We start from the raw sequence: 22,790 nt of genomic DNA, 5'->3' as shown, positions 1-22,790 counted from the left end.
CAACTCCACCGAAGGGAACTACACCAACTCCTAGCCCACAAACTTCACCAACTCCTAGCCCACAAACTTCACCAACTCCACCGAAGGGAACTACACCAACTCCTAGCCCACAAACTTCCCCAACTTCGACTCAAGGAGCATCGGTAGCGATAGTAGCTCCTTTACTTAGAGATGAAGTGAGTAACTTGATAAAATCAGGAAAATTTATACAGGATGCTTTGCCAGATGCGATCGCTGTATATCAAGGTAGCAACACAAAACAATTTGACTCCAGTTTTCTCCCCCAAAATTTTGAGCTTAAGCCAGCACAACTCCTGGCTAGTTTAGTAATCGATCGCAATGGTAACTTTCAACAAGCCGTAGTTTTAGAAATAGAACCAGCAACACTAGAAAACGAAAAAAGTACATATCAGCAAGTCCTTAACCAAATTTTCAAAACAGAAAACTTTCTTCCTGCCCAAAATAACGATGGTACAAAACCAGATTTGAGCAATCTGTATGTCCGGATCAAAATTCAGTCTGCCAATTCCAACTAAATATTTGAAATTTCTTAAGAACTGTGTTATAATTAAAAAGTTGGACATTCGCGGGCGTAGTTTAGTGGTAAAACTATAGCCTTCCAAGCTATTAATGCGGGTTCGATTCCCGCCGCCCGCTTAGAAGATACATAAAAGCTTTTGCGCTAATACGATTCGCTGCTATATAGATGTTGTTTTGACTGGGCACAAAGCATAGATAATTCACCACCGAGGAAGCTCACATTAGTTTAGGACAGTGTTAATTCCTCAGAGGAATCAAATAACTGGGTTTATACTCAGCACAGGGCGCTTGGCAATACATCTTTTTTAACAATCTGGAAATCCAGTTTTATAATCATCTTGATGTTGATGACTGAAGTTTTAGGCATACTTCAGAAATAGGCACTTAATCTTCTCGCTAAAACTTCGTTTTTATTGAACTATTTCCCCCAGCAGCCGCAGGAGATAGAAGTCAAAAGTTAAAAAACAAATTTGCCATTATCTGACAAATTAAGAGTCTCATTAATATTAACTCAGCGCACAAGATGACTGAAGCAACTGCATCTCGCCCCAATACTCACGTCCAGGAAACTGCACCAACTATTCATTACTTGGTGGCAATGTCACAACCAGAAACCCATCTGTTTGAAGTGACATTACAGCTTGTAGATTACCCCTGGCCGATTCTTGATTTAAAACTGCCAGTATGGACGCCAGGTTCCTACTTAGTTCGAGAATATGCCAAGAACTTACAGGATTTTGTGGCTTTTGCAAAGGATAAGCCTTTGCCTTGGCGGAAAATCAGTAAAAACCACTGGCAGATAGATAAAGCAGGTGTTTCTGAATTAACTATACGTTACCGCATTTTTGCCAATGAGCTATCGGTACGGACGAATCACTTGGATGCTACCCACGGTTATTTCAACGGTGCAGCAATATTTTTTAGAATATCTGGCTGGGAAAAACAACCGATTCGCGTCACCATCATACCACCACGCCCGGAATGGCAGGTAACTACTGCTTTATCTCCCGTTGCTGAGGAAACGAATACTTTCTTGGCTAGCGATTTTGATACTCTTGTTGATAGTCCATTTGAGATTGGCAGCCACCAATTGTATCAATTTGAGGTTTTAGGAAAACCCCATGAATTGGCAATTTGGGGACAAGGTAATTATCAAGTCCAGCAGATGATTACCGATATCCAAAAAATTATTAGGGTAGAAGCGCAGATGTTCGGCGGTTTGCCGTATGAACGATATGTGTTTTTGTTACATTTATTTAGCCAAGCTTTTGGCGGTTTAGAGCATAAAAACTCTTGCTCCTTAATTTACCAGCGTTTTGGGTTTCGCCTTCCAGAAAAATACGATCGCTTTCTGCAATTAGTAGCACACGAGTTCTTTCACTTGTGGAATGTCAAGCGAATTCGCCCAAAAGCATTAGAGGTTTTTGACTATGACCAGGAAAATTACACGCCATGCTTGTGGTTTTGTGAAGGGACTACTAGTTACTACGATTTGTTAATTCCTTTGCGGGCAGGAATTTATGATGCTAAGTCCTATCTGAATCATTTAAGTAAGGAAATTACCAGATATGAAACTACACCAGGGCGGAAAGTACAGCCTGTTTCTGAGTCGAGTTTTGATGCTTGGATTAAACTCTATCGTCCAGATGCCAATAGCGGTAATTCCCAAATTTCCTATTATTTAAAAGGAGAAATGATATCGTTATTGCTCGATTTACTGATTCGCTCTACTCACGACAATCAGCGTTCCCTCGATGACGTAATGCTCAAAATGTGGCAGCAATTTGGGGAAGTTGAAATTGGCTATACTTCAGAGCAGTTGCAAGAAGTTATAGAATCTGTAGCAGGAATTGATTTAACTGATTTCTTTGAGCGCTACATTCATACCACTGAAGATTTGCCATTTAATCAGTATTTAGAACCTTTTGGCTTAGAGTTAGTAGCAGATCAGCAGGAAGAACCTTACTTGGGTGTAAGAATAAATACTGAGAATGGGCGGGAGATCATTAAGTTTGTTGAAGCCGGCTCACCTGCACAAGCAGGGGGAATTGATACAGGTGACGAGTTACTGGCAATTGATGGAATTAAGTTAACAGCGAACAGTTTAAGCGATCGCCTCAAAGATTACCAACCAAACGATAAAATCGAGGTCGCACTTTTCCACCAAGACGAACTGCGTACTTATTCTATTACCCTAGCATCACCAAATCCCACCCGGTATCAAGTAAAACCTATTGATTCTCCTGACTCTACACAGCAGCAAAACTTTGCCGCATGGCTTGGGGTAGCGATCGCAAGTGTTAGCTAAAAGGACTGGGGATCGGGAGTGCTGTTAGCGGAAGCGGGGCGTTTAGCCTGTGAGGAGTTAGGAGTTATTATTATCCCGTCTGCCCCTCTGCTCCCTACACTCCCTCATCCCCCAGTCTTCAATACTAAGACGTTTTCACCGCCCCAGAGTAGATCAAACCCCGTTGTAAATCCAGCGTTATAATCGCCCCATCCCGAATTACTTGTGTAACCTGCTTCACGCCGACAATCACTGGCACACCGAGACGTAAGCCGATTACTGCTGCATGACTTGTAAGACTTTCGTCCTCCGTAATAATTCCGGCAGCTTTGCGAATTGCCTCGACAAAATCAGCATTAGTCCGGGAAGCTACCAAAATATCTCCGGGATTAAAGTTACTAACATCCATGCCAGTATTCGCCACCCGTGCGCGACCACTCACTGAACCTTGTCCCAGTCCAATTCCATGACCTAATATTGCCGTCACCACCTCAACTTTAATCAAATCTGTGGAACCAGAAACTCCCTGGAGTGTCCCAGCAGTCATCACTACTAAATCTCCCTCAGACAGTAACTTCAGTTCCTGAGCGACGTTAATTGCAGCTTGAAATGTTTGGCCTGTGGAAGGCAATCCCAATACTAGCAACGGTTTTACTCCCCATACCATCTGTAATTGTCGCGCTACGTTCACATGGGGCGTCACTGCTAAAATTGGTGTATGAGGACGAAATTTCGAGACATTGCGAGCTGTTGCCCCCGTTTGCGTTAGAGTCATAATTGCTGCTGCTCCCAGTTGCTCTGCAATTTGACTCACAGCTTGACTAATAGCATTGGGAATCGAACGTCTGGTATCTCTGAGCTGACGTACTACTGAGTGCGCCTCCTCCTGCTCGATGCGCTCGGCGATGCGTGCCATTGTCGCTACTGCTTCTACTGGGTAATTACCTACAGCAGTTTCATTGGAAAGCATTACGGCGTCTGTGCCGTCTAAAATCGCATTTGCTACATCTGACACTTCCGCACGAGTTGGACGGGGATTGCTCACCATACTGTCTAACATCTGAGTGGCAGTGATGATGGGAATGCCTAAGCGATTTGCTGTCGCAATCAGCCGCTTTTGCAGCACGGGGACATCTTCTGCTGGCAGTTCCACACCCAAATCGCCTCTGGCGACCATCACGCCATCACACAAAGCCAAAACCGCTTCCATTTGTTCAATGGCCTCGTGCTTTTCAATTTTGGCAATCACTGGCACTTGCTTACCTGTACTGGAAATTAGTTCTTTAATTTCCATCAAATCCTGAGGATTGCGGACAAAGGAAAGTGCTACCCAATCTACGCCTTGATCTAGACCAAACATGAGATCCTCTCGGTCTTTGTCGGTCATTGCCTTAATTGACAAGTAAACTCCCGGAAAGTTTACGCCTTTGTTGTTAGAAAGTTTACCAGCCACGGTAATGCGACAATGCAAATCACCTTTGTCACGGTTTATTTCCTCCACAAGCATTTCCACTCGTCCATCATCGAGGAGGATTTTTGCACCAACCGGGACTTCTTGGGCTAAATAATCATAGGTGACGCAGCTAATTTCCTGCGTGCCTATAACCGGACGATTTGTCAAGGTGAAGCGATCGCCTTTTGCTACAACTATAGCTCCATTGTCAAACTTCCCCAAGCGAATTTTTGGGCCCTGCAAGTCTTGGAGAATAGCCACTGGTTGATTTAGTTCAAAAGCGGTTTGTCTAATTAAGCGAATATTACGCTGATGATCTGCATGAGTACCGTGGGAGAAGTTTAGCCGCAGTGTCGTTGCTCCCGCTTCAATAATCGCCTTGAGCATTTCAGGACTGCTTGTGGCGGGACCAATAGTAGCGACAATTTTTGTCCGGCGTAGAGAATCTCTTAATTGCATAGGGGCTGAATTTAGGGAGCTATCTGGGAAGTCATCGTAACTTTAAATGGCATCTCCTTTTTGGTCACTGCTATCAGATTTAAGCAGTTAGAGTAGGATCGTAGGAGAAAGACGCATTGGGCATTAGGAGTGCTGACTGTTGAGTGTTAAGAGCCAGTTGCTACCCTGCAGGAACGCTAAGAGCGAACAACGGGGGAAACTCGCAACGCACTGGCTCCTGTTGAGCAAAGCCGGAGATTCCGAAGCTCACATGATAAGTCATCATGATTCCGTCCTCAGTTCTTGTGCCCCTCTGCCCCTCATCTCCCTCATCCCCCTCATCAATAAAGACTAAGCCTCGTCTGGAATCATAGCGTTATTCATCTGCTGATAGGCTAAGCTGTGGATAAATCTTGCCATACAAAAGTTTATAAAACTTTACTATTCCCTAATCTTTATCGTATATTCGTAATGTTTGATAAAAAAGCAAGAAGTCAATGTCAATAATGCTCGCGTCGGAGGCACAAAAACCATTAACAATCCCACCCAAGGAATTTTTAGCGCCTCCTGGTGATTTCAATCCAACACAACTGCTGTTTTCTGCTGCTGTGGGAATGTTGGTTTTATCTAACTTTGGTTACTGGCTGTGGGAATGGCCAGACTGGCTGTGTTTTGGTATTAACACTATTGCCTTGCATTGTGCCGGGACAGTAATTCACGATGCGTGTCATCAATCTGCCCATCGCAATCGACTAATTAATGCAATGTTAGGACATGGCAGTGCCTTGATGCTGGCTTTTGCTTTTCCAGTGTTTACGAGGGTACATTTGCAACATCATGCCCATGTCAACCATCCCAAAGACGACCCAGATCATTATGTCTCTACAGGTGGGCCTTTGTGGTTAATAGCATTTCGGTTTTTGTCTCATGAAGTATTTTTCTTTCAACGCCGGCTGTGGCGTAAATATGAGCTATTAGAATGGTTCATTAGCCGTTTGATTATCGCTTCAATTATATATATTTCAGTTCAATACCATTTTTTAGGTTACATTCTGAATTTTTGGTTCGTCCCTGCTTTTGTAGTGGGGATAACACTGGGATTATTTTTTGACTATTTACCCCATCGTCCTTTTGTAGAGCGCGATCGCTGGAAAAATGCCCGCGTCTATCCCAACTCAATTCTCAATATCCTGATATTAGGACAAAACTACCACTTAATTCACCATTTGTGGCCTTCTATTCCTTGGTATAATTACCAGCCTACTTATTACTTGATGAAGCCTCTTTTAGATGAAAAAGGTTGTTATCAAACTTCTGGTTTATTACAAAAAAAAGACTTTTTTGAATTTGTTTATGACATTTTTTTGGGAATTAGATTTCATCATCATAAAGAATAGGTTTGTCGGATAACGCGATGCCTACGGCGGCTGCGCCAACGCCTCAAAAATTACCGATTTCAACAACTGCACTAGGGGTGATTGTAGCTAAGAGACTACGAACACTTGGTATCAATGTAAGTAAATCAGGCATACGATTACTAGACGCTTCTAAAGACGATAAACAGATTAGGACGTAAAAAAGGTAATAAAGATTCTATTGAATGAAATATTTTGTTTAACATGGCTGTTTCTTCTTCATAAAAGAATGGAAGATATCGTATTTTTTGTACAGAAAAGTTAAAATTTTTAAAATAATCTTTGATTTCAGGAATTGAATATTCTCGAATATTTTAAAAAACCTTGTGAATTTAAATAAGCTGGTATAAACCAGGGAAAACTTCCAATATCAACAATACAATCAGTTTTTTTACAGTTATCCAATACCCACTGAGCGCTATCTTTTAGACGTGGAAAATGTCCCTTCAAATAATGAAATGATATGAATATGGAGCGACAGATTTAACATAATCAAAAATATTTTTTGTTTGTATGTCTGATTCATTATAAAAATCGTCGTCCAGTTTATTAATTTTCATAACACACTCTCTAAATATTGATAACGATGTAAGAAGAATTAAAAAACTTAATCACTTATTCCCAACCGTTTTTTTAGTTCGGATTTTACTTGTTCGCTCGTGCTTACTACCACACCTGGTTTTTTTCTCATTTCATTTAAAAAATATTGAAAGGCTTCTTCATCCTGGGGATGAGTTTTGATGTATTCTTTCAATTCTTGATAGGAAAGACTCAAATAATCGCTCATCTAATTAATACCTCGCCACTACTAAGAATTTCTACTTCGATTGTTTGACCTACTAATATAGCTATTCGATTGTTTCTCTTATCGTATCTGGTTAGTTCAATTGTCTGTAGCAATTCGCTTGCCCTGACACAGAAATCAAAGAATGCTTTAAGTTGTTCCGTTGTTGGTTCCATCTTAAATTTTTATTACATAGTCATTTTACTTTTATTTGTTTTAAAGAGATGTCGTCTTTCTCCAATTTGCCAAAATCCCAAGCCCATATTTCGGCAATTGTCCGACCTTCTGAGTCTGGTCGTTCCCCTAAATAGAATGGGACAATCATTACCAATTACCTGAATAAATCAATATTAAATTTGGAGCGCGATTGCCTGACCGAGCATTTTAGATTGCTAGGATAAGCTAAATAATATTCAGCCACCGATGGGAAGTACTTTCAGCAGCCCCATTACCAGCATAATTTTTCTCGATAACTTACACTTTTGACTTAACAGCTGGCTGTGATGTTTGTAAAGACTGGGGCAAACTCCAGTCGGGACGCAAGCTGGCGGCGTTGCGTAAATAAATATGATGAATTGAAGCGGAAGCTGGCAGGTAGGCATGGATTAAGAAGCGGATACAGCGCTGTAAACTGCCTTCAACATGCATTTGTTGGACATCTAACATTGCTACATTATCCCAGCCAGGACGCGATCTGGCGATCGCAGCCGGAAAAATAGCATCTAAATCTCGTGTCACTGAAAAAGTGACACTAATAATGTCACTTGGCTGGAATTGATTCCGGTTTTCTAGTTCATCCAGTAATTCTGTAACCACTTCTCGCATTGCTTCAACGGTATTTTCGGCAACTGTTGTTGCCCCGCGAATAGCCCGCATTTGCCACTCCACGCCAAAATCCTCCTTAAAACATAAAAGTTAGGAGTTAGGAGTTAGGAGTTAGGAGTTAGGAGTTAGAACTCTCAACTTCTTTCTCTTAACTTCCAACTCACGTTAGGGTCGATACAACCACAAGGGTAAACCACTAGTAGACATTTCAAATTCGAGCCAATCAATTCCAGATCGAATTCCAGATGAAACCTGGCGACTCCCTGGTAGAACCCGACTCAATAAAGGTTTACGTTCTTCTAGGGTATAGCAGAGAGTTTTTTCTGGATCAAGACCAACTAGTTCTGCTGTCCAACGACGGGCATCTTCTTCTGTACCCAAGCGGTCTACAATACCTAATTCTAGGGCTTGCTGTCCGGTAAAAATCCGTCCATCGGCGAAACTTCTGACGGTTTCTACAGCCAAAGAACGCCCATCAGCCACCGTTTGGACAAATTGCTGATAACTTGTGTCAATCAATTCTTGGAGAATATTTGCTTCTGGTTGAGTTAGTTCTCGGTCAAAAGCCAAAATATCTTTGTAAGGGCCGGACTTAATAACCTTGAAAGAAACACCAATTTTTTCTAATAAGCGTTCCAAGTTATTCCCACGCAGAATCACACCAATACTACCTGTAATCGTACCGGGATTAGCCATGATGTGTTCGGCTCCCATGCCGATGTACACACCTCCAGAAGCCGAAATATTGCCAAAGCTGGCAACGATTTTAATTTTTTCGCGCAAACGCTTGAGGGCACTGTAGATTTCTTGGGAATCTCCGACTGTACCGCCAGGGCTATCGATACGCAGTAATAAAGCCGGAAACTTTTTTTCTTCTACAGTTTTCAGGGCTTCTAAGACGCGTTTGCGAGTAGCACCAGCGATCGCACCAGTAATTTCAATCCGCGCAATTTGTTTTTTAAACTTGGGCTTAAACGGCCAAACCATGAGTTGTCAACATACCTCGTAATAAACTTAATATAAGATGCCCAGCGGCTAAACGACCTCTTTTGTTCTGTTAAGAAACATAAGCAGGCATTGTTTTAGTCAGAATTTTAAGAAATTTTTTATATTTTGCAGAGAGTTTTTTGTGACATTTTCGGTGGATGCTAATCAAGCTATTGCAGATTGTGGCTAATATAAAATACCAAACTCTAGTTTAGCGTCCAGCGAATTGATAAAGGCTATGTTACCTATTCTTCGGGATTCAAAATTCCCAAATATTTTGTGTAATATCTTTTTAGCTTCTGAAGAATCCCTTTGTTACCGTCGCAGATATCACTAGTCATTAGTAATGAATAACTAATAACTAATAAGTATTTAATCAATAATTTTGGCAGTAAATTTAACTAATAAAAATCGTTAAGCAAAACTAATCGCTATCGAGGATGCTCTTGTAGGACTTTTACTTTGGGAAACATGACTTTTTTGTTTTGTACAGCCCATGAGTATCTGACCAAAGCTATTTTCACTATATTAAGAATCGATTCGTAAAATTTGACACCGATAACAAACGTAAATATCAAACAGTGTCCCAACAAAACTACAGGTCAAACTGATTACAAATAATCCCCGTAGAGGAGTACCACTGCCAAAAGTGGCGAGAAAGTGGACAATCCCAGTAGCGATCGCTTCTGTTAACTCTTGTAAACCAGGGAAGTGACCAATCAGGAACAAAAACAGCAATCCTCCGCCAACTAGCAAAATAGGAGCGACAAAACTAAAAATGATCGTGAGTAACAAGGAGCGGAGAAAGTTAGTGAAAATAGTCATTGAAGACAAACTCCGTGAGTGAAGATGACAATAGCTAGATAGCGGTTTGTCATTTTCTACAATACGTGCGATCGCTTGCGAGCAGACAATCTGTCAAAAATCTTAAGTTTTCATTAAAAGAAACCGCTACTAGTTACGCCACATGCTGAGGATGTCAAAAACAACTTTAATCTGTAAAAACCTTGATTGGGCAAGGTTTCAAGCAAAGTTGACATCTATATTATTGCTGAGCAACACGTTTAATACCAGCTTTATTTTCTGAGAACATCTTTAAAGTAAGTTAATGTTCAGCCTTGTTTGGGGAGCAAGAGAGATCGGGAGGTAGGGGAAGCACAAGAGTGTGGGAAGTGTGGGGGGAAAGATTTCTTCCCCATCCTCCCACACCGCCTGCCTCTTTCCATTCCCAATGCCCAATGCCCCATTTCCCATTCCCCATTTCCCATGACTTCCGCTATTCTTAAGGCAGTTACCGAGTTAGCTACAGAACATTGAACCAGACTACATCCAAATCCAGTTTAGAAGAGTGGAGTCAGCGGTTGCTGGCAGCGATTTTTTTGGGTGGGCAAGTGCTAGTTCACCTATTGAGGGGGAAAATCCATCGGCGCAACACCCTAGAGCAAATGGCAGCAGTTGGGCCAGATTCCCTATTTATTGCTTTATTAACGGCTATTTTCGTCGGTGCGGTGTTTACCATTCAAGTGGCACGAGAATTTATCAATTTTGGTGCAGGAAACATTATTGGTGGAGTGCTTTCTTTAGCTTTGACACGAGAACTTACTCCCGTCTTAACAGCAGTGATTTTGGCGGGGCGAGTCGGTTCTGCCTTTGCAGCAGAAATAGGTACCATGCGGGTAACAGAACAAATCGATGCTATGTTGATGCTCAGAACAGATCCAATCGATTATCTAGTTATTCCCCGCGTTCTTGCTTGTTTCCTAATGCTACCAATTTTAACCCTGCTGTCTTTGGTCACAGGGATGTTAGGGGGATTTATAATTGCGACAAATATTTACAACCTATCTGATACAGTCTTTCTAGACTCAGCCCGTGACTTTCTTGGCGTTTGGGATATTTTTAGCGCCATGATTAAAGCGTGTTGCTTTGGCATTCTAATCGCTGTAATTGGTTGCAGTTGGGGCTTAACAACGACAGGAGGGGCAAAAGGTGTAGGACAGTCAACCACAACTGCTGTTGTGACTGCCTTATTGATTATCTTTGTTAGCAACTTCTTTCTTTCTTGGTTAATGTTTCAAGGAACTGGCAGTGCATTCCTGCAAGGACTCTAAGAGTTAGGAGTGAGGAGTTTTAACTCCCAACTTCTAACTTCTAACTGTTGACTCCTCACTTCTAAAATAGGAGAGATATGTACTAACAAAGCAGGATTTAAGACTGTGACCAGTTCATTTGCCCCCAACTCTACTGCAATTGTAGAACTCAAGCCTAGTTACAATATACCTGTGGTGTTGGCGATCGCTGCTATTCCACTAATATTGGTACAAAGGTGGATAGGCTTTACTGTCATGCTGTTTGGCTTATTTTTGATGTTTCAGACTTTAACACTGCGCTTGCAATTTACCGCGACCGACTTAGATCTTTACAGAGGCGAAAAATTGATTCGGCGTTTTCCTTACCAGGAATGGCAAAATTGGCGTATCTTCTGGAATAGAGTCCCCATCTTGTTTTACTTTAAAGAAGTTAAAAGCATTCACTTTTTGCCAATTTTATTTGACCCCAACACCTTGAAAACTTGTTTGGAAGAACGTTGTCCACGTATTTAATGTTAAGTCCTGAGTCACCAAAGATTTGAGCGGTACAAGCCGCCGCTCAAATTTTTCCCTGAATGGCAAAGACTTCTAGCCTATACTCAAAACCCAAAATTGAGTACCTCTCGAAACTTAGGACTTTGAAAGCTTGTTAATTGTAATATTTCTGAAAGCTATTTATTCGCATCATAGGAATTACACTATTGTTTATGAACCCAGAGGCATCTCAAACCCCAGAACCAATTGATGAATGGTTGACAGAAGAACAAGAAATCAATGCAGTTGAAGATCCAACAAACCCATCTCCAACAAACCCATCTGTTGATTCAGCCTTAGAAACAGCAGCCATTAGCTCATCTGAAGACCACACAACTTTTGATTCAACTATCTCCAATACAGCAGAGGCAAATTCTACAGCAGAGCCAACAAAAAATTTCAATGGCGAGTTTGCAGAGCAGTTGGAGCCGGAAGCTGCTCCAGTGGGGTTAGACACATCACAATCAGAAAAAAGTTTACTATACGCTACAACAGAGCAGCGAGTGGCTGAGTTGCAGAGTACCGAAGCGGCTTTGAAAGAAGAAATAGCCAACCTACAAGCTTCCTACAAAATTATTCAAACACAATTGAGTGAAACTCAAACTTCTCTCGGACGACTTGTACAAGAGTCGCTAGTGCAGTTAGAACAACGCAAACAAGCCCTGCAAATTTCTATAGAACAGCTAGAACGCCGTCAAGAACGTATCCGCAACGAGATGCGAACCACTTTTGCAGGAGCATCCCAAGACTTGGCAATTCGAGTGCAGGGTTTTAAAGACTATCTCACGGGTAGTTTACAGGATTTGGCTGCTGCTGCTGAGCAACTGCAACTGACGCCAACTGTTGTAGAAAGAGAAAAACCCGATGTCAAAGAGGTTAAACCAGTTGAATCTCAGCCGGGAATACCGCAGTTTGCTCAACAACAGTTTCAAGATACTACAAAGCAAATTCGTCGCTTAATTGACCAATACCGCAATAAGCCAGATTACTATGGTCCCGCTTGGCAATTGCGCCGGACTTTTGAGCCAGTCCACGCGGAACGAGTTTCTAACTGGTTTTTCAGCCAAGGAGGACGGGGTGGTTTGCGAACAATGGGTAGTCGCTTGCAAAATATCTTAATTGCCTCAGCTGCAATTTCGATATTACACAAGTTGTATGGCGATCGCGTCCGTACTTTAGTTTTAGCTAATACACCAGAGCGATTAGGTGAATGGCGTCGTGGCTTGCAAGACTGTCTAGGAATAGGTCGCCCAGATTTTGGCCCAGACCGAGGCGTGGTATTATTTGAAGCACCGGAAGCTGTAGCCCAGAAAGCAGACCGATTGGTAAAAGCTAATCAACTGCCTCTAATTATTATTGATGATTCAGAAGATCAAATCAGTTTGTCCCTACTGCAATTTCCTTTGTGGTTGGCCTTTGCCCCCGACCCCAAAACAGTGAGAAACTATGATGATGACTTTTAACTTAGTCATTAGTCATTAGTCATTGGTCATACCAATTCTATGTGATGCTGTTCTTTATTCAATTAGGGGCAATTGATGAATTGCCTCTCCAGTATGCAGTTTTGTGTAATTTGTATTGAGAGGTTTTCTCTAGAATTTTGAATTTTGAATTTTGAATTTTGAATTTTGAATTTTGAATTGTTATTATGGCTATCTGGTTAACTCTGTGCGGGGTAACTGTACTTGTCGCTTACCTGCTGGGTTCCTTCCCCACTGGGTACATTGCTGTCAAGCAGTTAAAAGGTATTGATATTCGAGAAATTGGTTCGGGTTCCACTGGGGCAACAAATGTGCTAAGAACTTTGGGGAAAGGACCAGGAGCATTCGTTTTAATGCTTGATTCCTTGAAGGGAGTATTAGCGATCGCTCTTGTTTATTTGTTGTTCAATTTTGCCGCTAATCAAAATATTATCCCCCCAACGGTAGATGTAAAGTTATGGCAACCGTGGATATCAACTTTAGTTGGTTTAGCCGCCATCCTTGGACATAGTAAATCAATTTTTTTGGGCTTCACTGGTGGTAAATCCGTTGCTACTAGCTTGGGAATTTTATTGGCAATGAATTGGCAGGTGGGTTTAGCAACAGCAGGTGTATTTGCCGTCGTCGTAGCGATATCGCGGATTGTTTCTTTGAGTTCAATTGCAGGTGCGATCGCTGTTTCTATTTTTATGTTGCTTTTACATCAACCTTTACCATACATTCTATTTGGGATTGCTGGTGGGTTGTATGTGATATTCCGCCATCGCAGTAATATCGAACGACTAATTGCCGGTACTGAGCCAAAAATTGGACAAAATTTAGCGACCGAACCAGAACAAACTGCATAATTAGCCAACTGCTAAGACATATAACAGGCAACAGCCTTAAAATTACCTTGGTGTGAAGATTTTATCCTCAGTTGATGTCTTAATCTACCTGACCGCTACTATATATTTTAATAGTGAACAATCATAACATTTGAAGCATAGTTTAGGACATAAACCGATCGTAAAACCCCGAGACTAATAGATTTTCTTTGCCTGTTGCCTGTTACCTATTGCCTGCTATAACTAAAGAATTTGCAAAACAACTAGTGTCATATCATCGGTATTTTGCTTATCAGCACCAATAAATTTCTGAACTTGGTCAAATAAATAATCGACAATTTCTTGCGGCCCATTGCAGTACTTACAAGCCGTATTGAAATCAGCAATAAAGTTTTCTTCGTCAAAGCGATCGCCACTAGCAGCAGCATCCGTCAGCCCATCTGTATAGTAAATAATTGTATCCCCAGGTTCTAGCTGTGCCTGGGCATCTTCATATTGACTGTTAGCATCCAAACCAATCAGCATTCCTAAAGTATCTAAACGGCTAACAGTTTTTGTAGCCGCGTGCCACCACAAAGGAGGATTGTGTGCAGCATTGCTATAAGACAAAATTCGATTATGGGGATTGTATTCCGAGTAAAAGAGCGTTACAAAACGATGGGAATTTTCCAAATCCGCATACATAACTCGGTTTAAGTTTTGCAGAATTCCGGCCGGAGAATTACCGTGTAATACTTCTCCTCGTAGCATTCCCCGCATCATGGTCATAATCAGCCCAGCAGGAACACCTTTGCCCATAACATCTCCAATCACCAATCCCCAGCGACCACTTCCTACGCTACTTTTAGGGTTTGGCTGAATTTGATTGTTATTGGTGGCAATAAAGTCGTAATAGTCTCCACCCACGCGATTGGCAGGTTTACAGCGCGCCGCCAAGACTGCACCAGGAATTGTGGGACATTGCCGTGGCAGAAGTCGCCGTTGAATTTCTGCGCCAATTTCTAATTCTTGGTCTAAACGTTCTTTTTTTCTCAGTTCTACAGCTAGTTCATCGTTTTCGATCGCTACTGCTGTTTGGTCTGCCACTAACCTAACTAACTTTTGTCTAGTTTCTGTCCAACTATATTCTGGATCGCGGCTCAAAACATACAGCCAACCCCGTTCTGTATGCTTTACCAAAATTGCTGTCCCAAATATTTGCACATCTGGTCCCAAATAGCGATGCATTTGGTCATCCAAAATCCCCGTAGCATTTGCTAAAGGAGCAGTATTGGGCATAAGTGTGATTTGACTACTAGCTATTTCTAGCGCCTTGCGGATATTCTTGCGCTGGTGGCTATCTTGCCAGTGTAATTGCTCTAACCTGACTTGACCATTCGGTTTGTAGAGAAACAAGGCACTGCCATCGGCATCTGTGACTCTTGTTGCCATCAGCGGGATCAGTTCCAAAAACTGATTCAAATTATTGAAGCTTCTAAGTGCAAATCCTAAAGAACTGAGTAAATCTTGAATTTTATTCTGTTCCCGGTGCAACCTTGCCACGAGTTCTTTCAGCGCCACGACTGGTGTAACATCAGTTGTGGTACTACTATTGTTATCAGTGGGTTGAGAGGGCAGTTGAGACACAGGCACAGGTATTATTACACTTTATATTTTGGTAGGTTTGAGATTACTTATAAATTTTGTGGCTTTGCCATTGCTAAACCATATTTAGACAAGACTTGTCATTTTAGCAAGAGTATAAAGACGTAACAGGTAACTTTTATGAGTATTTTATTTGCTTATGACATTCCCGATTGAATATTACTCAGTTCAAATTCTGTATTTTAAATCAAAATCTAACCCTTTCTAATCACTAGTTTTGGATGACAGTTGACGAAGTTTTTCATTTTTTCATAACTTAATTGTCAAAGCATATCTCTAAAGTCAGAAAAATACTTTAATAAAAGAATAGTTCCTAAGGTTTTTGGATAAAGTGTTTGTTTTTGTCCTTTATCATTTCTTTAAAGTAATGACCAATGACTAATGACCAAACACTTTAAACCTTCAGATTGAGTTCAGAAAATATTCGTGGATACTTTCGGAAGTATTAGCTCTCAAGAGGCTTGAGAGTCTTGAGGTATTTGACTCACACCAGTTAATGATTTTAGGACTTAAGCTATTTCCAGTATTTTGTTTGTGGTTAGTTCAAGCGATGATACCAGATTCAGTGACACCTAAATGTATAAATTTGTCAACCAAAATTTTTAACCTCAACTATTTCGACTAGTTGTCTGTCAAGCCAACTTCGCAGAATTTAAAACTCTCCGGGTTTCGTGTTCCCCTCAAGTTGTCCATTTTTCCTTGATGAATTACTAGCCGCTCAACAAGGCTTCAACAAACTCATAGCTAGAAAAGGGGCGGAGGTCTTCGATTCCTTCGCCAGCACCAATAAAGCGAATAGGTAAACCTAGTTGTTGCACAACGGCAAGGGCAACACCACCTTTGGCAGTGCCATCAAGCTTGGTTAACACAACACCACTAAGTTGCGCAGCTTGAGAAAAAACTTCGGCTTGCCGCAGTCCATTTTGACCTAAAGTGGCATCTAGAACCAACAGTGATTCTACTTTTGCGTTTGGGGCTTTTTTGTCGATAATCCGCCGAATTTTACTGAGTTCGTCCATTAAATTTTTCTTGTTTTGCAGTCGGCCAGCAGTATCTACCAGAAGTAATTCTGTTTGACGCGATTGGGCGGCAGCGATCGCATCAAATACAACTGCTGCTGGATCTGTATTTTTTCCTGGATTAGCAATGACTTCAACACCACTTCTACTACCCCAAACCTTCACTTGTTCTACAGCGGCTGCGCGGAAAGTATCTGCTGCCCCAATCAAGCATTTATAACCAGATTTTTGCCCCAAGTGGGCAATTTTGCCAATGGTGGTAGTTTTCCCAGCGCCATTTACCCCAGTGATTAACCAAATGTTTAAAGTTTCTTTTTCTGGGGTAAAGCTAGATTTTTGGGATGTTTTATTTGGTGCATCTAGCATATCCCTGAGGATTTTTTTCAAATAGGCGATCGCTTCTTCTGGTGGGGTGACTTCTTGGAGCAATTTTTTCTGTAGGGCATCGATAATCAAGTTTGTAGCCTCTACGCCGACATCAGCTTGCAGCAGCAATGCCTCAATTTCCGATACAGCAGCTTGGTTAAGTGGCCCTTGACCAACAATCGCTTTCAGTTGGTTGAGAATGCTACGGCGAGTTTTGTCCAAACCTTGCCGCAGCTTTTTCAACCAGGTAATTTCTTCAATAGAAACGTCTTGGGCGCGTCTACCTTGGGCTGCTAAGACCTCCGCTGACCAGACAAATCCATCATCAAATACCAGTTCAGGGATTTCCTCTTCTGTCTTTGATACTGGCTGTACTACCTCTGGTTCTGGGACTTCAATAGCACTGGCTATGAGTTGTTCCAGCTTTGCTTGCCGTTCCGCCGCGGCACGTTCTAAGAAGGATGGTACTGTTGGCTGTGTTGTCTGTGGCGTAGTTAGCGGTTCGACGGATGTTGTCTCAGCTTCAGTTGTGGTTAATTCTGAGCTTTGGACATCTGGCTCATCAGCAATTGCAGCCACTAAAGAATCTTCTGTACTTTCTTCACGTGTAGTAGATTCTTCTGTGGTTGTTTGGATATTTTCTGCTTGGGTTGTTTCTGGGATTGTGACAGCAGGTTCCTCAGTTAGCTGAGTTTCTACAGTTTCTACCTGAGAAGTTGTCGTTTCAGTAGTTTCAGCTAGTTCTGATGGCCCTGGGGCATCTGCTGAATCAGGTGGGGTTTCTACTGCCTGAGATTGCTGTTTTTGTTGGATATTTTTGTAAGCAGCTTTAGCAAACGCTAACAAGTCTGCTGTTGTATCTGACGAAGTTTCGGCTGTCTCTGGTTGGGGTTCTTGTACAGGAGGAGTTTCCTCCTGCTTCTGGTCAGAGGAGGTGTCAGAGGAATCATTATATTGACGACGGAACCAATTAAAAACCATTGCAGCAGTATTAGTTGTTGTTATAACTTACGAATTATGAGTTTAATTTAACTTGGGGCATGGGGCACTTGTACTGACCGGCTTGCGTTGAGCGAACGCGAGTGCGTATCGTAGAGAAGTCGAAACGAGCCGAGGTATGGGGCATTGGGCATTGGATACTGTAAAAGTATTCCTAAATATTTATTTTCTAATTCCTACTCCCTACTCCCTCATCCCCTCACTTGGGAAACTAAGTATAAAACACTATGCACTTTTCTTCTGCTCGCTAACTCGGCGTAAAACACCGTTAATAAACCGATGACCTTCGTCTCCACTGTACCGTTTAGCTAGCTCCACCGCTTCGTTAATGGCGATGCTGTCTGGAACTCCTAATAATTTCATTTCTGCTACAGCGATTTGCAAGATATCCCGATCAATTTGGGCGAGGCGAGTTACTTGCCAATCAACCAGGGCATTGGATATGAGTTCATCTATAATTTGTCGATTTTCGTTGACTGTAATTACAAGCTCTTTAGCGTAATTGCGAACTCCTTTGTCCTGATTAGCTAGCTGAATTAATTCTGGAAAATCAACAGCAGTACCCAACTGATTAATTGCTGTCTGCGTAGATGCGATCGCCTCTTGGAGCATTGTTCTGGCAGTATTCAGGTCGGAGGCGCGAGTTTGGCTACTTAAAAGGCGATCGTTACTCCGTTGCAGTTCACCTGCGGCGTTATTTAGGGTATCTTGTACTTCTGAAGTCAAGGTGCGTACTGCTCCTAGCACCAATTTTGATACTAGTTGCTCGTCTTCCAATTTATCTAATTTTTTTGGGCTGACTGGCAGTTGGCTAAGGCTTAAAAGTGCCAATTCACGAGCAATTTGCTGGGGTTTACGAGGTTGCATAAAAGTAAGGGTGATTGTGCGAGAATTGATTAACCAGGCGTGACAAGCTTATAAGTCTATCAATTTTGGCACAGTCAAACAACAAAATTACGCATTTGCTTGTGACTTTGCCAGATAGAGTTTAAGTTTCTTCTACGTGAATAACTTGCTGTGTGATTTGGTCGTGTTTCATTTCCAGCGTGGACTCTTTGGATAAAGTCAACGGCGTATTGGGGGCGACAATTCCACCTGAGACAACTATTTTAAAAGCGTCTTCAATTGACATAGAGAGGTTCACCACCTCATCCTCAGGAACTGCTGCATACCATCCAGTAGTCGGATTTGGGGTGGTGGGAATAAAAACACTCAGCATCGGACGAGACATTTGAGCTTGGATATCACCGCTGATTGCACCAGTTACAAAGGCGATCGCCCAAATTCCTCGGCGGGGATACTCTACTAAAACTACACGCCGAAACTTGCCATTGGAATCTTTTAGTATTGTTTCTAAAAGTTGCTTGAGTGTTTTGTATACCTGTCCAGCTAGAGGAATTGCCTGTAATAAACGCTCGCCAAAATCTAACAACCAACGCCCAGCAATATTCCTAGCCATCAATCCAATCACGAGAATACTCAGCAATGGTACGGCTAGTCCAACTACTAAATTAAGTATATTTACTAGTATTGGGTGTAACCCGTCAAACGGATTCAGTTGTTTGGGAATTTGCGTGAGAAAGTTGATTACCCAAGTAGCAATGGTAATTGTTAGCCAGATGGTAGTTGCTAGGGGAATTACTACCAACAAACCAGCAATCAGGTCATTTTTTAAATCCTGCTTTAGGCGATCGATTACCAAGCGCCGATTCTCCTGTTTTAAGCTATTTTCCTACAAGCATACACACAGACATCAACTAACCGAATAACGACTGGCTATTCTGAGAAGATGTTACTTTTCTTTGTAAAACTTGTAAATGATTGTTACAAGTCTCTCAAGTTATTACTAATTTACCGCGTTGAATGAAAAGTTGCTCATGATTGTGAAAGCACGAGGAGGTAAGCTGAAGAATTATTTTGCCTGGTGAATCGCTGACACATTCACGAGAGCGGCTTTTCTGAAAAAGCTCCGTTAAAAATATTAACTTATTATAAATAAAGCAGGCGTAGGGGCGCACAACTGTGCGCCCCTACAAATGGATATTCGCTTGTGAACTCTAATAAATGCGATGCCTACGGCAAGGGCTTTGCCCAACGCAGCAGCTTCAGGCTTTACACTGCATCAGCGCGTGTGGTTTCTGAAGTCGCGCACTGCACCTGTTGTGTACTTTCCTGAACCAGAGTTGCTGTTGCATTTAAGTCAGGTTTTGGTAAATACTTCATTTCCCAAACTTTGAGCAAAATCAAGTATTCATAAAATGCTTGCAATGTACACCAAGCAAGACCGGCGCTTCCGTCTAAGCAACCGCCCAAGAGAAAATACATATACATAAAGCGTAACAAAGGCCTAGCAGGTAGACGCAAAGACAAATCTTTCAGCGCACGGCGTCTTTCGACTTCTGACTTGCCAAAAAATAAATCTCGCCAGTTTACCTTTCCTTGTTCTAATTGATATAGAGTTTCTTGAGCTTCATCAGTAGAATAACGGTTATGTTTTTCAATCCAGCGACTTAAGCCTTTGCTACAAGTGTAGTGGGGGTATGTTTCTTTTAAAAAGCTAGTTGCACCGTCACAAACTTCTCGTTCAGTGTGGCCGTAGTCAGTAAACCAAACTTTCCCATGACGAAACAGGCGCATTTGGTAACGGGGATACTGTGTGCTGTAGCGAATCCAGTGATTCATAAACATGACGCGTTCAGCGACATAGTAACCGATGTAGTCTGGACTCTGACTTACCTTTTCACATTCAGCAAACAGTTCCGGTGTCATCCGTTCATCAGCTTCCAGAATGTAAACCCATTCATGCTTTGGGGGAATAGACTCTAACATCCAAGTGCGTTGGTGTCCATGGCTTTCAAAGGCGTGTTGAACAACGCGGATGGGATAGCGATTAGCGATTTCTACAGTGCGATCGCTACTGCATGAGTCTACAACAATAATGTCATCAGATAGTATTGCCGATTCAATACAAGCAGCAATATCTAGTTCTTCGTTATATGTCAGTATGTAAATTGAGAACATTCCCCAGGTTTTATAATTAAAAGTTAAAAGTTAAAAGTCATTGGGTATGGGGCATTGGAGATGGGAAGTGCTGAGTAAAGAGTGAGGAGTTAAGAGTTAGGAGTATTATTCTTCCTCTCCTCCTGTGCCACCTGCTTCCTCATCCCCCTCATCTGGCCTCATTCGCTACTCCCTACTCCCCATTCCCTACCCGCAAAAAAATTAGCGTGCGGTAGCTTTGGGTTTACCACCTTGTAAAGCACCCCTGCTTCTTAAGCCTGTCCAGCCGATGATAATGTAACCAATAGACAACAGCAAACTGCTAATACCAATCCGCAATCCAGACTTCCATGCAGTATCTTTAGCTTGTTTCTCAGTTTCATCCCTACGTTGGCGAATTTGACTCAATTGTTGAGTTCTCAGCGTTTGAATATCTGTTTGTTGTTCGATCGCTTTGTCAAGTGCTTGGGGATCTGCTTTAGCCTTTTTTAGTAAATCCTTAATGGCTGGAGGAACTTGGGAGCTTTCAAGCGCTTGCTTGTATCTTTGCTCATCGCTGAGTAGTTCTGTAAACTGAGCTTTGGTTTGACTCCGCAGCTGTTCTAGCTGAGCTTTTCCTTGTTCAGTATTTAGTTGTGCTTGCAATTGCGATAACCGATTGTTAAGTTGATTTTCTGCCTGATCTGCTTCTAGGATGATTCGGTTAACTGTTTGAGTTTTGGCTTGATTCACATTATTGAGATGCAAAGGAAAAATCAGCAAGAACATCAAGCCTAAAATACTTGAGAGAATCAGAGCCGGAAATCTTAAATCAACACCTTGGGAGCGATCGCTTGCTGAATCAGCACTACCAATCCAATACCCAGCAAACAAAAGCCCCAAGCCTACCAAAGGAACAATTCCCCGATCAACTAGCGCTGTTGCCAAATTTATTTGCCATCCGCGATCGGTTGGTTGAAATGGTAACAACAGAATCAAAAAGTCAACAAAAAACGACAAAATGCAGATTATACCAACTACCTTAACAGTGAGGGCAGTACTCACGGAAGTAAAACGGTTAACCATAGTTTTTCAAACTTGCAGTGAATACGAATGATTTTCATATTTCAAGTTACTTGAATATTGTGCCCATGACCGTAACTGTTCTATAGAAACACAAACCAGATTCAATAATTGTCAACCTTCTGTGCCTCTTGGTTTTCAACTAGGCCACAGTAACATTTGTTATGCCCCGTGTCTTCAGGAAATTCCTAGTATTTGAAGATACGAAGCTAATGCGGGGCTGTAAATTCAGATTCCCGACTTCTATAAGAAGTCAGGAATTTGCACACTCGACGGAAACACTACCTACAAATTTAGGCAGTTCTGGTGACATGAAGAAAGTAATGCCCAAAACTTTAACTTCTTCACTGCGTCTTTGTGTCTTTTTGCTTCCTCATCCTTCCCCCACAAACGCTTGTTCCCAAATTGACAGATCCTCTGGTCGGTCAACGTCAGCTAAAGACACCAAATTCACATGTGATAAATTAAGTTTCTGAGCAATCTCCACAGTTCTCTGGAATACTTGAGCAGTTCCCCACTCGATGTTAGCGAATAACTCTGGAATGGGTTGCCGCAGACCAATTAAGTAATATCCACCGTCTATCGCTGGTCCAAGTACGAGGTCAAAGGTGCGTAACTTATCAAAGGCTGTCGCTAGAATTTGGGCATTTAGCCCAGGACAATCTGTACCGATGATAATTGCTTTTTGTGCACCAGATTGAAAAGCCTCAAAAAGCGATCGCGCCATCCGCGAACCTAGATCCCCTTCGCCTTGAGGCTGGTAAACTAAGTCCAACCCCAACCATTTTTGCATAAGTCGCAAATCACCACCTGAAAACCACACTGCTACAGATATGTCAATTACTTTTTGCAATTGTTTAACCTGCAATATTGTATGTTCAGTCATTTTGCGTTGAAAATTAGCAGCACCAACAGATCCTAAAACAGGTATCAGTCGGGTTTTCGTCTTCCCTGGTTCAGGGTAACGAGTAAAAATAATCAAGCGTTGTTTTGGGCTTGCTGGAAGGTTCAGCACGCAATACCTTATTTGAATAAACTA

The 22,790-nt window shown here is 41.9% G+C and carries 20 protein-coding genes, 1 tRNA gene and 1 pseudogene; 8 read left to right on the top strand and 14 right to left on the bottom strand.

Annotated features, from left to right (window positions below; genetic code table 11):
- The 3 genes and pseudogenes from ACM0OY_RS29330 to ACM0OY_RS29320 all read left to right on the top strand — a co-directional run.
- Positions 1–536 (top strand): annotated as a pseudogene (locus tag ACM0OY_RS29330) (hypothetical protein); the annotation flags it as partial.
- Positions 537–586: 50 nt separating this feature from the next.
- Positions 587–657 (top strand) — tRNA-Gly (locus ACM0OY_RS29325).
- 406 nt (positions 658–1,063) lie between these two features.
- The gene (locus tag ACM0OY_RS29320) at positions 1,064–2,848 is read left to right on the top strand and encodes a M61 family metallopeptidase (protein ID WP_414572298.1); all 1,785 of its coding nucleotides are present in this window, start codon (positions 1,064–1,066) and stop codon (positions 2,846–2,848) included.
- 124 nt (positions 2,849–2,972) lie between these two features.
- Here the strand turns inward: ACM0OY_RS29320 and pyk are convergent, their stop codons facing one another.
- The gene (pyk, locus tag ACM0OY_RS29315; RefSeq protein WP_414572297.1) at positions 2,973–4,739 is read right to left on the bottom strand and encodes a pyruvate kinase; all 1,767 of its coding nucleotides are present in this window, start codon (positions 4,737–4,739) and stop codon (positions 2,973–2,975) included.
- 485 nt (positions 4,740–5,224) lie between these two features.
- On the opposite strand from pyk, the gene crtR reads away from it, so the two are divergent.
- Positions 5,225–6,115, top strand: coding sequence for a beta-carotene hydroxylase (crtR, locus tag ACM0OY_RS29310; RefSeq protein ID WP_414572301.1), 891 nt, complete (start codon positions 5,225–5,227; stop codon positions 6,113–6,115).
- 625 nt (positions 6,116–6,740) lie between these two features.
- Here crtR and ACM0OY_RS29305 read toward each other — a convergent pair.
- From ACM0OY_RS29305 to ACM0OY_RS29280, 6 genes are all read right to left on the bottom strand, one after another.
- Positions 6,741–6,920, bottom strand: coding sequence for a DUF6887 family protein (locus tag ACM0OY_RS29305; protein ID WP_414572296.1), 180 nt, complete (start codon positions 6,918–6,920; stop codon positions 6,741–6,743).
- On the bottom strand, positions 6,917–7,093 hold the full coding sequence (locus ACM0OY_RS29300; protein WP_414572295.1) for a DUF6888 family protein: 177 nt from the start codon (positions 7,091–7,093) through the stop codon (positions 6,917–6,919). The genes ACM0OY_RS29305 and ACM0OY_RS29300 overlap by 4 nt, the downstream gene beginning before the upstream one ends.
- Before the next feature lie 20 nt (positions 7,094–7,113).
- Positions 7,114–7,242 (bottom strand): hypothetical protein, encoded by a 129-nt coding sequence (locus ACM0OY_RS29295; RefSeq protein ID WP_414572294.1) that lies wholly within the window; start codon positions 7,240–7,242, stop codon positions 7,114–7,116.
- Between the two features lie 149 nt (positions 7,243–7,391).
- Positions 7,392–7,805: a chorismate mutase gene (aroH, locus tag ACM0OY_RS29290; RefSeq protein ID WP_414572293.1), complete on the bottom strand. Its 414-nt coding sequence runs from the start codon at positions 7,803–7,805 to the stop codon at positions 7,392–7,394.
- Positions 7,806–7,907: 102 nt separating this feature from the next.
- Positions 7,908–8,729 (bottom strand): signal peptide peptidase SppA, encoded by an 822-nt coding sequence (gene sppA / locus ACM0OY_RS29285; RefSeq protein ID WP_190950675.1) that lies wholly within the window; start codon positions 8,727–8,729, stop codon positions 7,908–7,910.
- 528 nt (positions 8,730–9,257) lie between these two features.
- A complete protein-coding gene (locus tag ACM0OY_RS29280) occupies positions 9,258–9,554 on the bottom strand; it encodes a hypothetical protein (protein ID WP_414572292.1) in 297 nt (98 codons plus the stop codon).
- Between the two features lie 488 nt (positions 9,555–10,042).
- Here ACM0OY_RS29280 and ACM0OY_RS29275 point away from each other — a divergent pair, with 488 nt between their 5' ends.
- From ACM0OY_RS29275 to plsY, 4 genes are all read left to right on the top strand, one after another.
- The gene (locus ACM0OY_RS29275; RefSeq protein WP_414572291.1) at positions 10,043–10,840 is read left to right on the top strand and encodes an MlaE family lipid ABC transporter permease subunit; all 798 of its coding nucleotides are present in this window, start codon (positions 10,043–10,045) and stop codon (positions 10,838–10,840) included.
- A 75-nt stretch (positions 10,841–10,915) separates the two neighbouring features.
- Positions 10,916–11,332: a DUF3119 family protein gene (locus ACM0OY_RS29270; protein ID WP_414572300.1), complete on the top strand. Its 417-nt coding sequence runs from the start codon at positions 10,916–10,918 to the stop codon at positions 11,330–11,332.
- Between the two features lie 194 nt (positions 11,333–11,526).
- Entirely contained in the window at positions 11,527–12,816 is a 1,290-nt protein-coding gene (locus tag ACM0OY_RS29265) for a DUF3086 domain-containing protein (protein ID WP_414572299.1), read from the top strand.
- 185 nt (positions 12,817–13,001) lie between these two features.
- Positions 13,002–13,682: a glycerol-3-phosphate 1-O-acyltransferase PlsY gene (gene plsY / locus ACM0OY_RS29260; RefSeq protein WP_414572290.1), complete on the top strand. Its 681-nt coding sequence runs from the start codon at positions 13,002–13,004 to the stop codon at positions 13,680–13,682.
- Positions 13,683–13,904: 222 nt separating this feature from the next.
- Here plsY and ACM0OY_RS29255 read toward each other — a convergent pair whose 3' ends face one another.
- The 7 genes from ACM0OY_RS29255 to ACM0OY_RS29225 all read right to left on the bottom strand — a co-directional run bounded on the left by ACM0OY_RS29255 (position 13,905) and on the right by ACM0OY_RS29225 (position 22,766).
- Complete coding sequence (locus tag ACM0OY_RS29255; RefSeq protein WP_414572289.1) at positions 13,905–15,293, bottom strand: PP2C family protein-serine/threonine phosphatase; 1,389 nt, start codon at positions 15,291–15,293, stop codon at positions 13,905–13,907.
- Between the two features lie 722 nt (positions 15,294–16,015).
- On the bottom strand, positions 16,016–17,671 hold the full coding sequence (gene ftsY, locus ACM0OY_RS29250; protein ID WP_414572288.1) for a signal recognition particle-docking protein FtsY: 1,656 nt from the start codon (positions 17,669–17,671) through the stop codon (positions 16,016–16,018).
- Positions 17,672–17,914: 243 nt separating this feature from the next.
- Positions 17,915–18,556 (bottom strand): transcription antitermination factor NusB, encoded by a 642-nt coding sequence (nusB, locus tag ACM0OY_RS29245; protein WP_414572287.1) that lies wholly within the window; start codon positions 18,554–18,556, stop codon positions 17,915–17,917.
- A gap of 121 nt (positions 18,557–18,677) precedes the next feature.
- Positions 18,678–19,391, bottom strand: coding sequence for a DUF502 domain-containing protein (locus ACM0OY_RS29240; protein WP_414572286.1), 714 nt, complete (start codon positions 19,389–19,391; stop codon positions 18,678–18,680).
- 410 nt (positions 19,392–19,801) lie between these two features.
- The gene (locus ACM0OY_RS29235) at positions 19,802–20,710 is read right to left on the bottom strand and encodes a glycosyltransferase family 2 protein (RefSeq protein WP_414572285.1); all 909 of its coding nucleotides are present in this window, start codon (positions 20,708–20,710) and stop codon (positions 19,802–19,804) included.
- Between the two features lie 201 nt (positions 20,711–20,911).
- Positions 20,912–21,754 (bottom strand): HpsJ family protein, encoded by an 843-nt coding sequence (locus ACM0OY_RS29230; RefSeq protein WP_414572284.1) that lies wholly within the window; start codon positions 21,752–21,754, stop codon positions 20,912–20,914.
- 370 nt (positions 21,755–22,124) lie between these two features.
- Positions 22,125–22,766, bottom strand: coding sequence for a TIGR04282 family arsenosugar biosynthesis glycosyltransferase (locus tag ACM0OY_RS29225; protein ID WP_414572283.1), 642 nt, complete (start codon positions 22,764–22,766; stop codon positions 22,125–22,127).
- Positions 22,767–22,790: the final 24 nt, after the last annotated feature.

Origin of the sequence: Nostoc sp. CCY 9925 (assembly GCF_963920935.1) — a bacterium.
Taxonomy (GTDB): Bacteria; Cyanobacteriota; Cyanobacteriia; order Cyanobacteriales; family Nostocaceae; genus Nostoc.
Note: the sequence above shows the minus strand (reverse complement) of the source record. Positions and strands in the feature narration are given on the sequence as shown.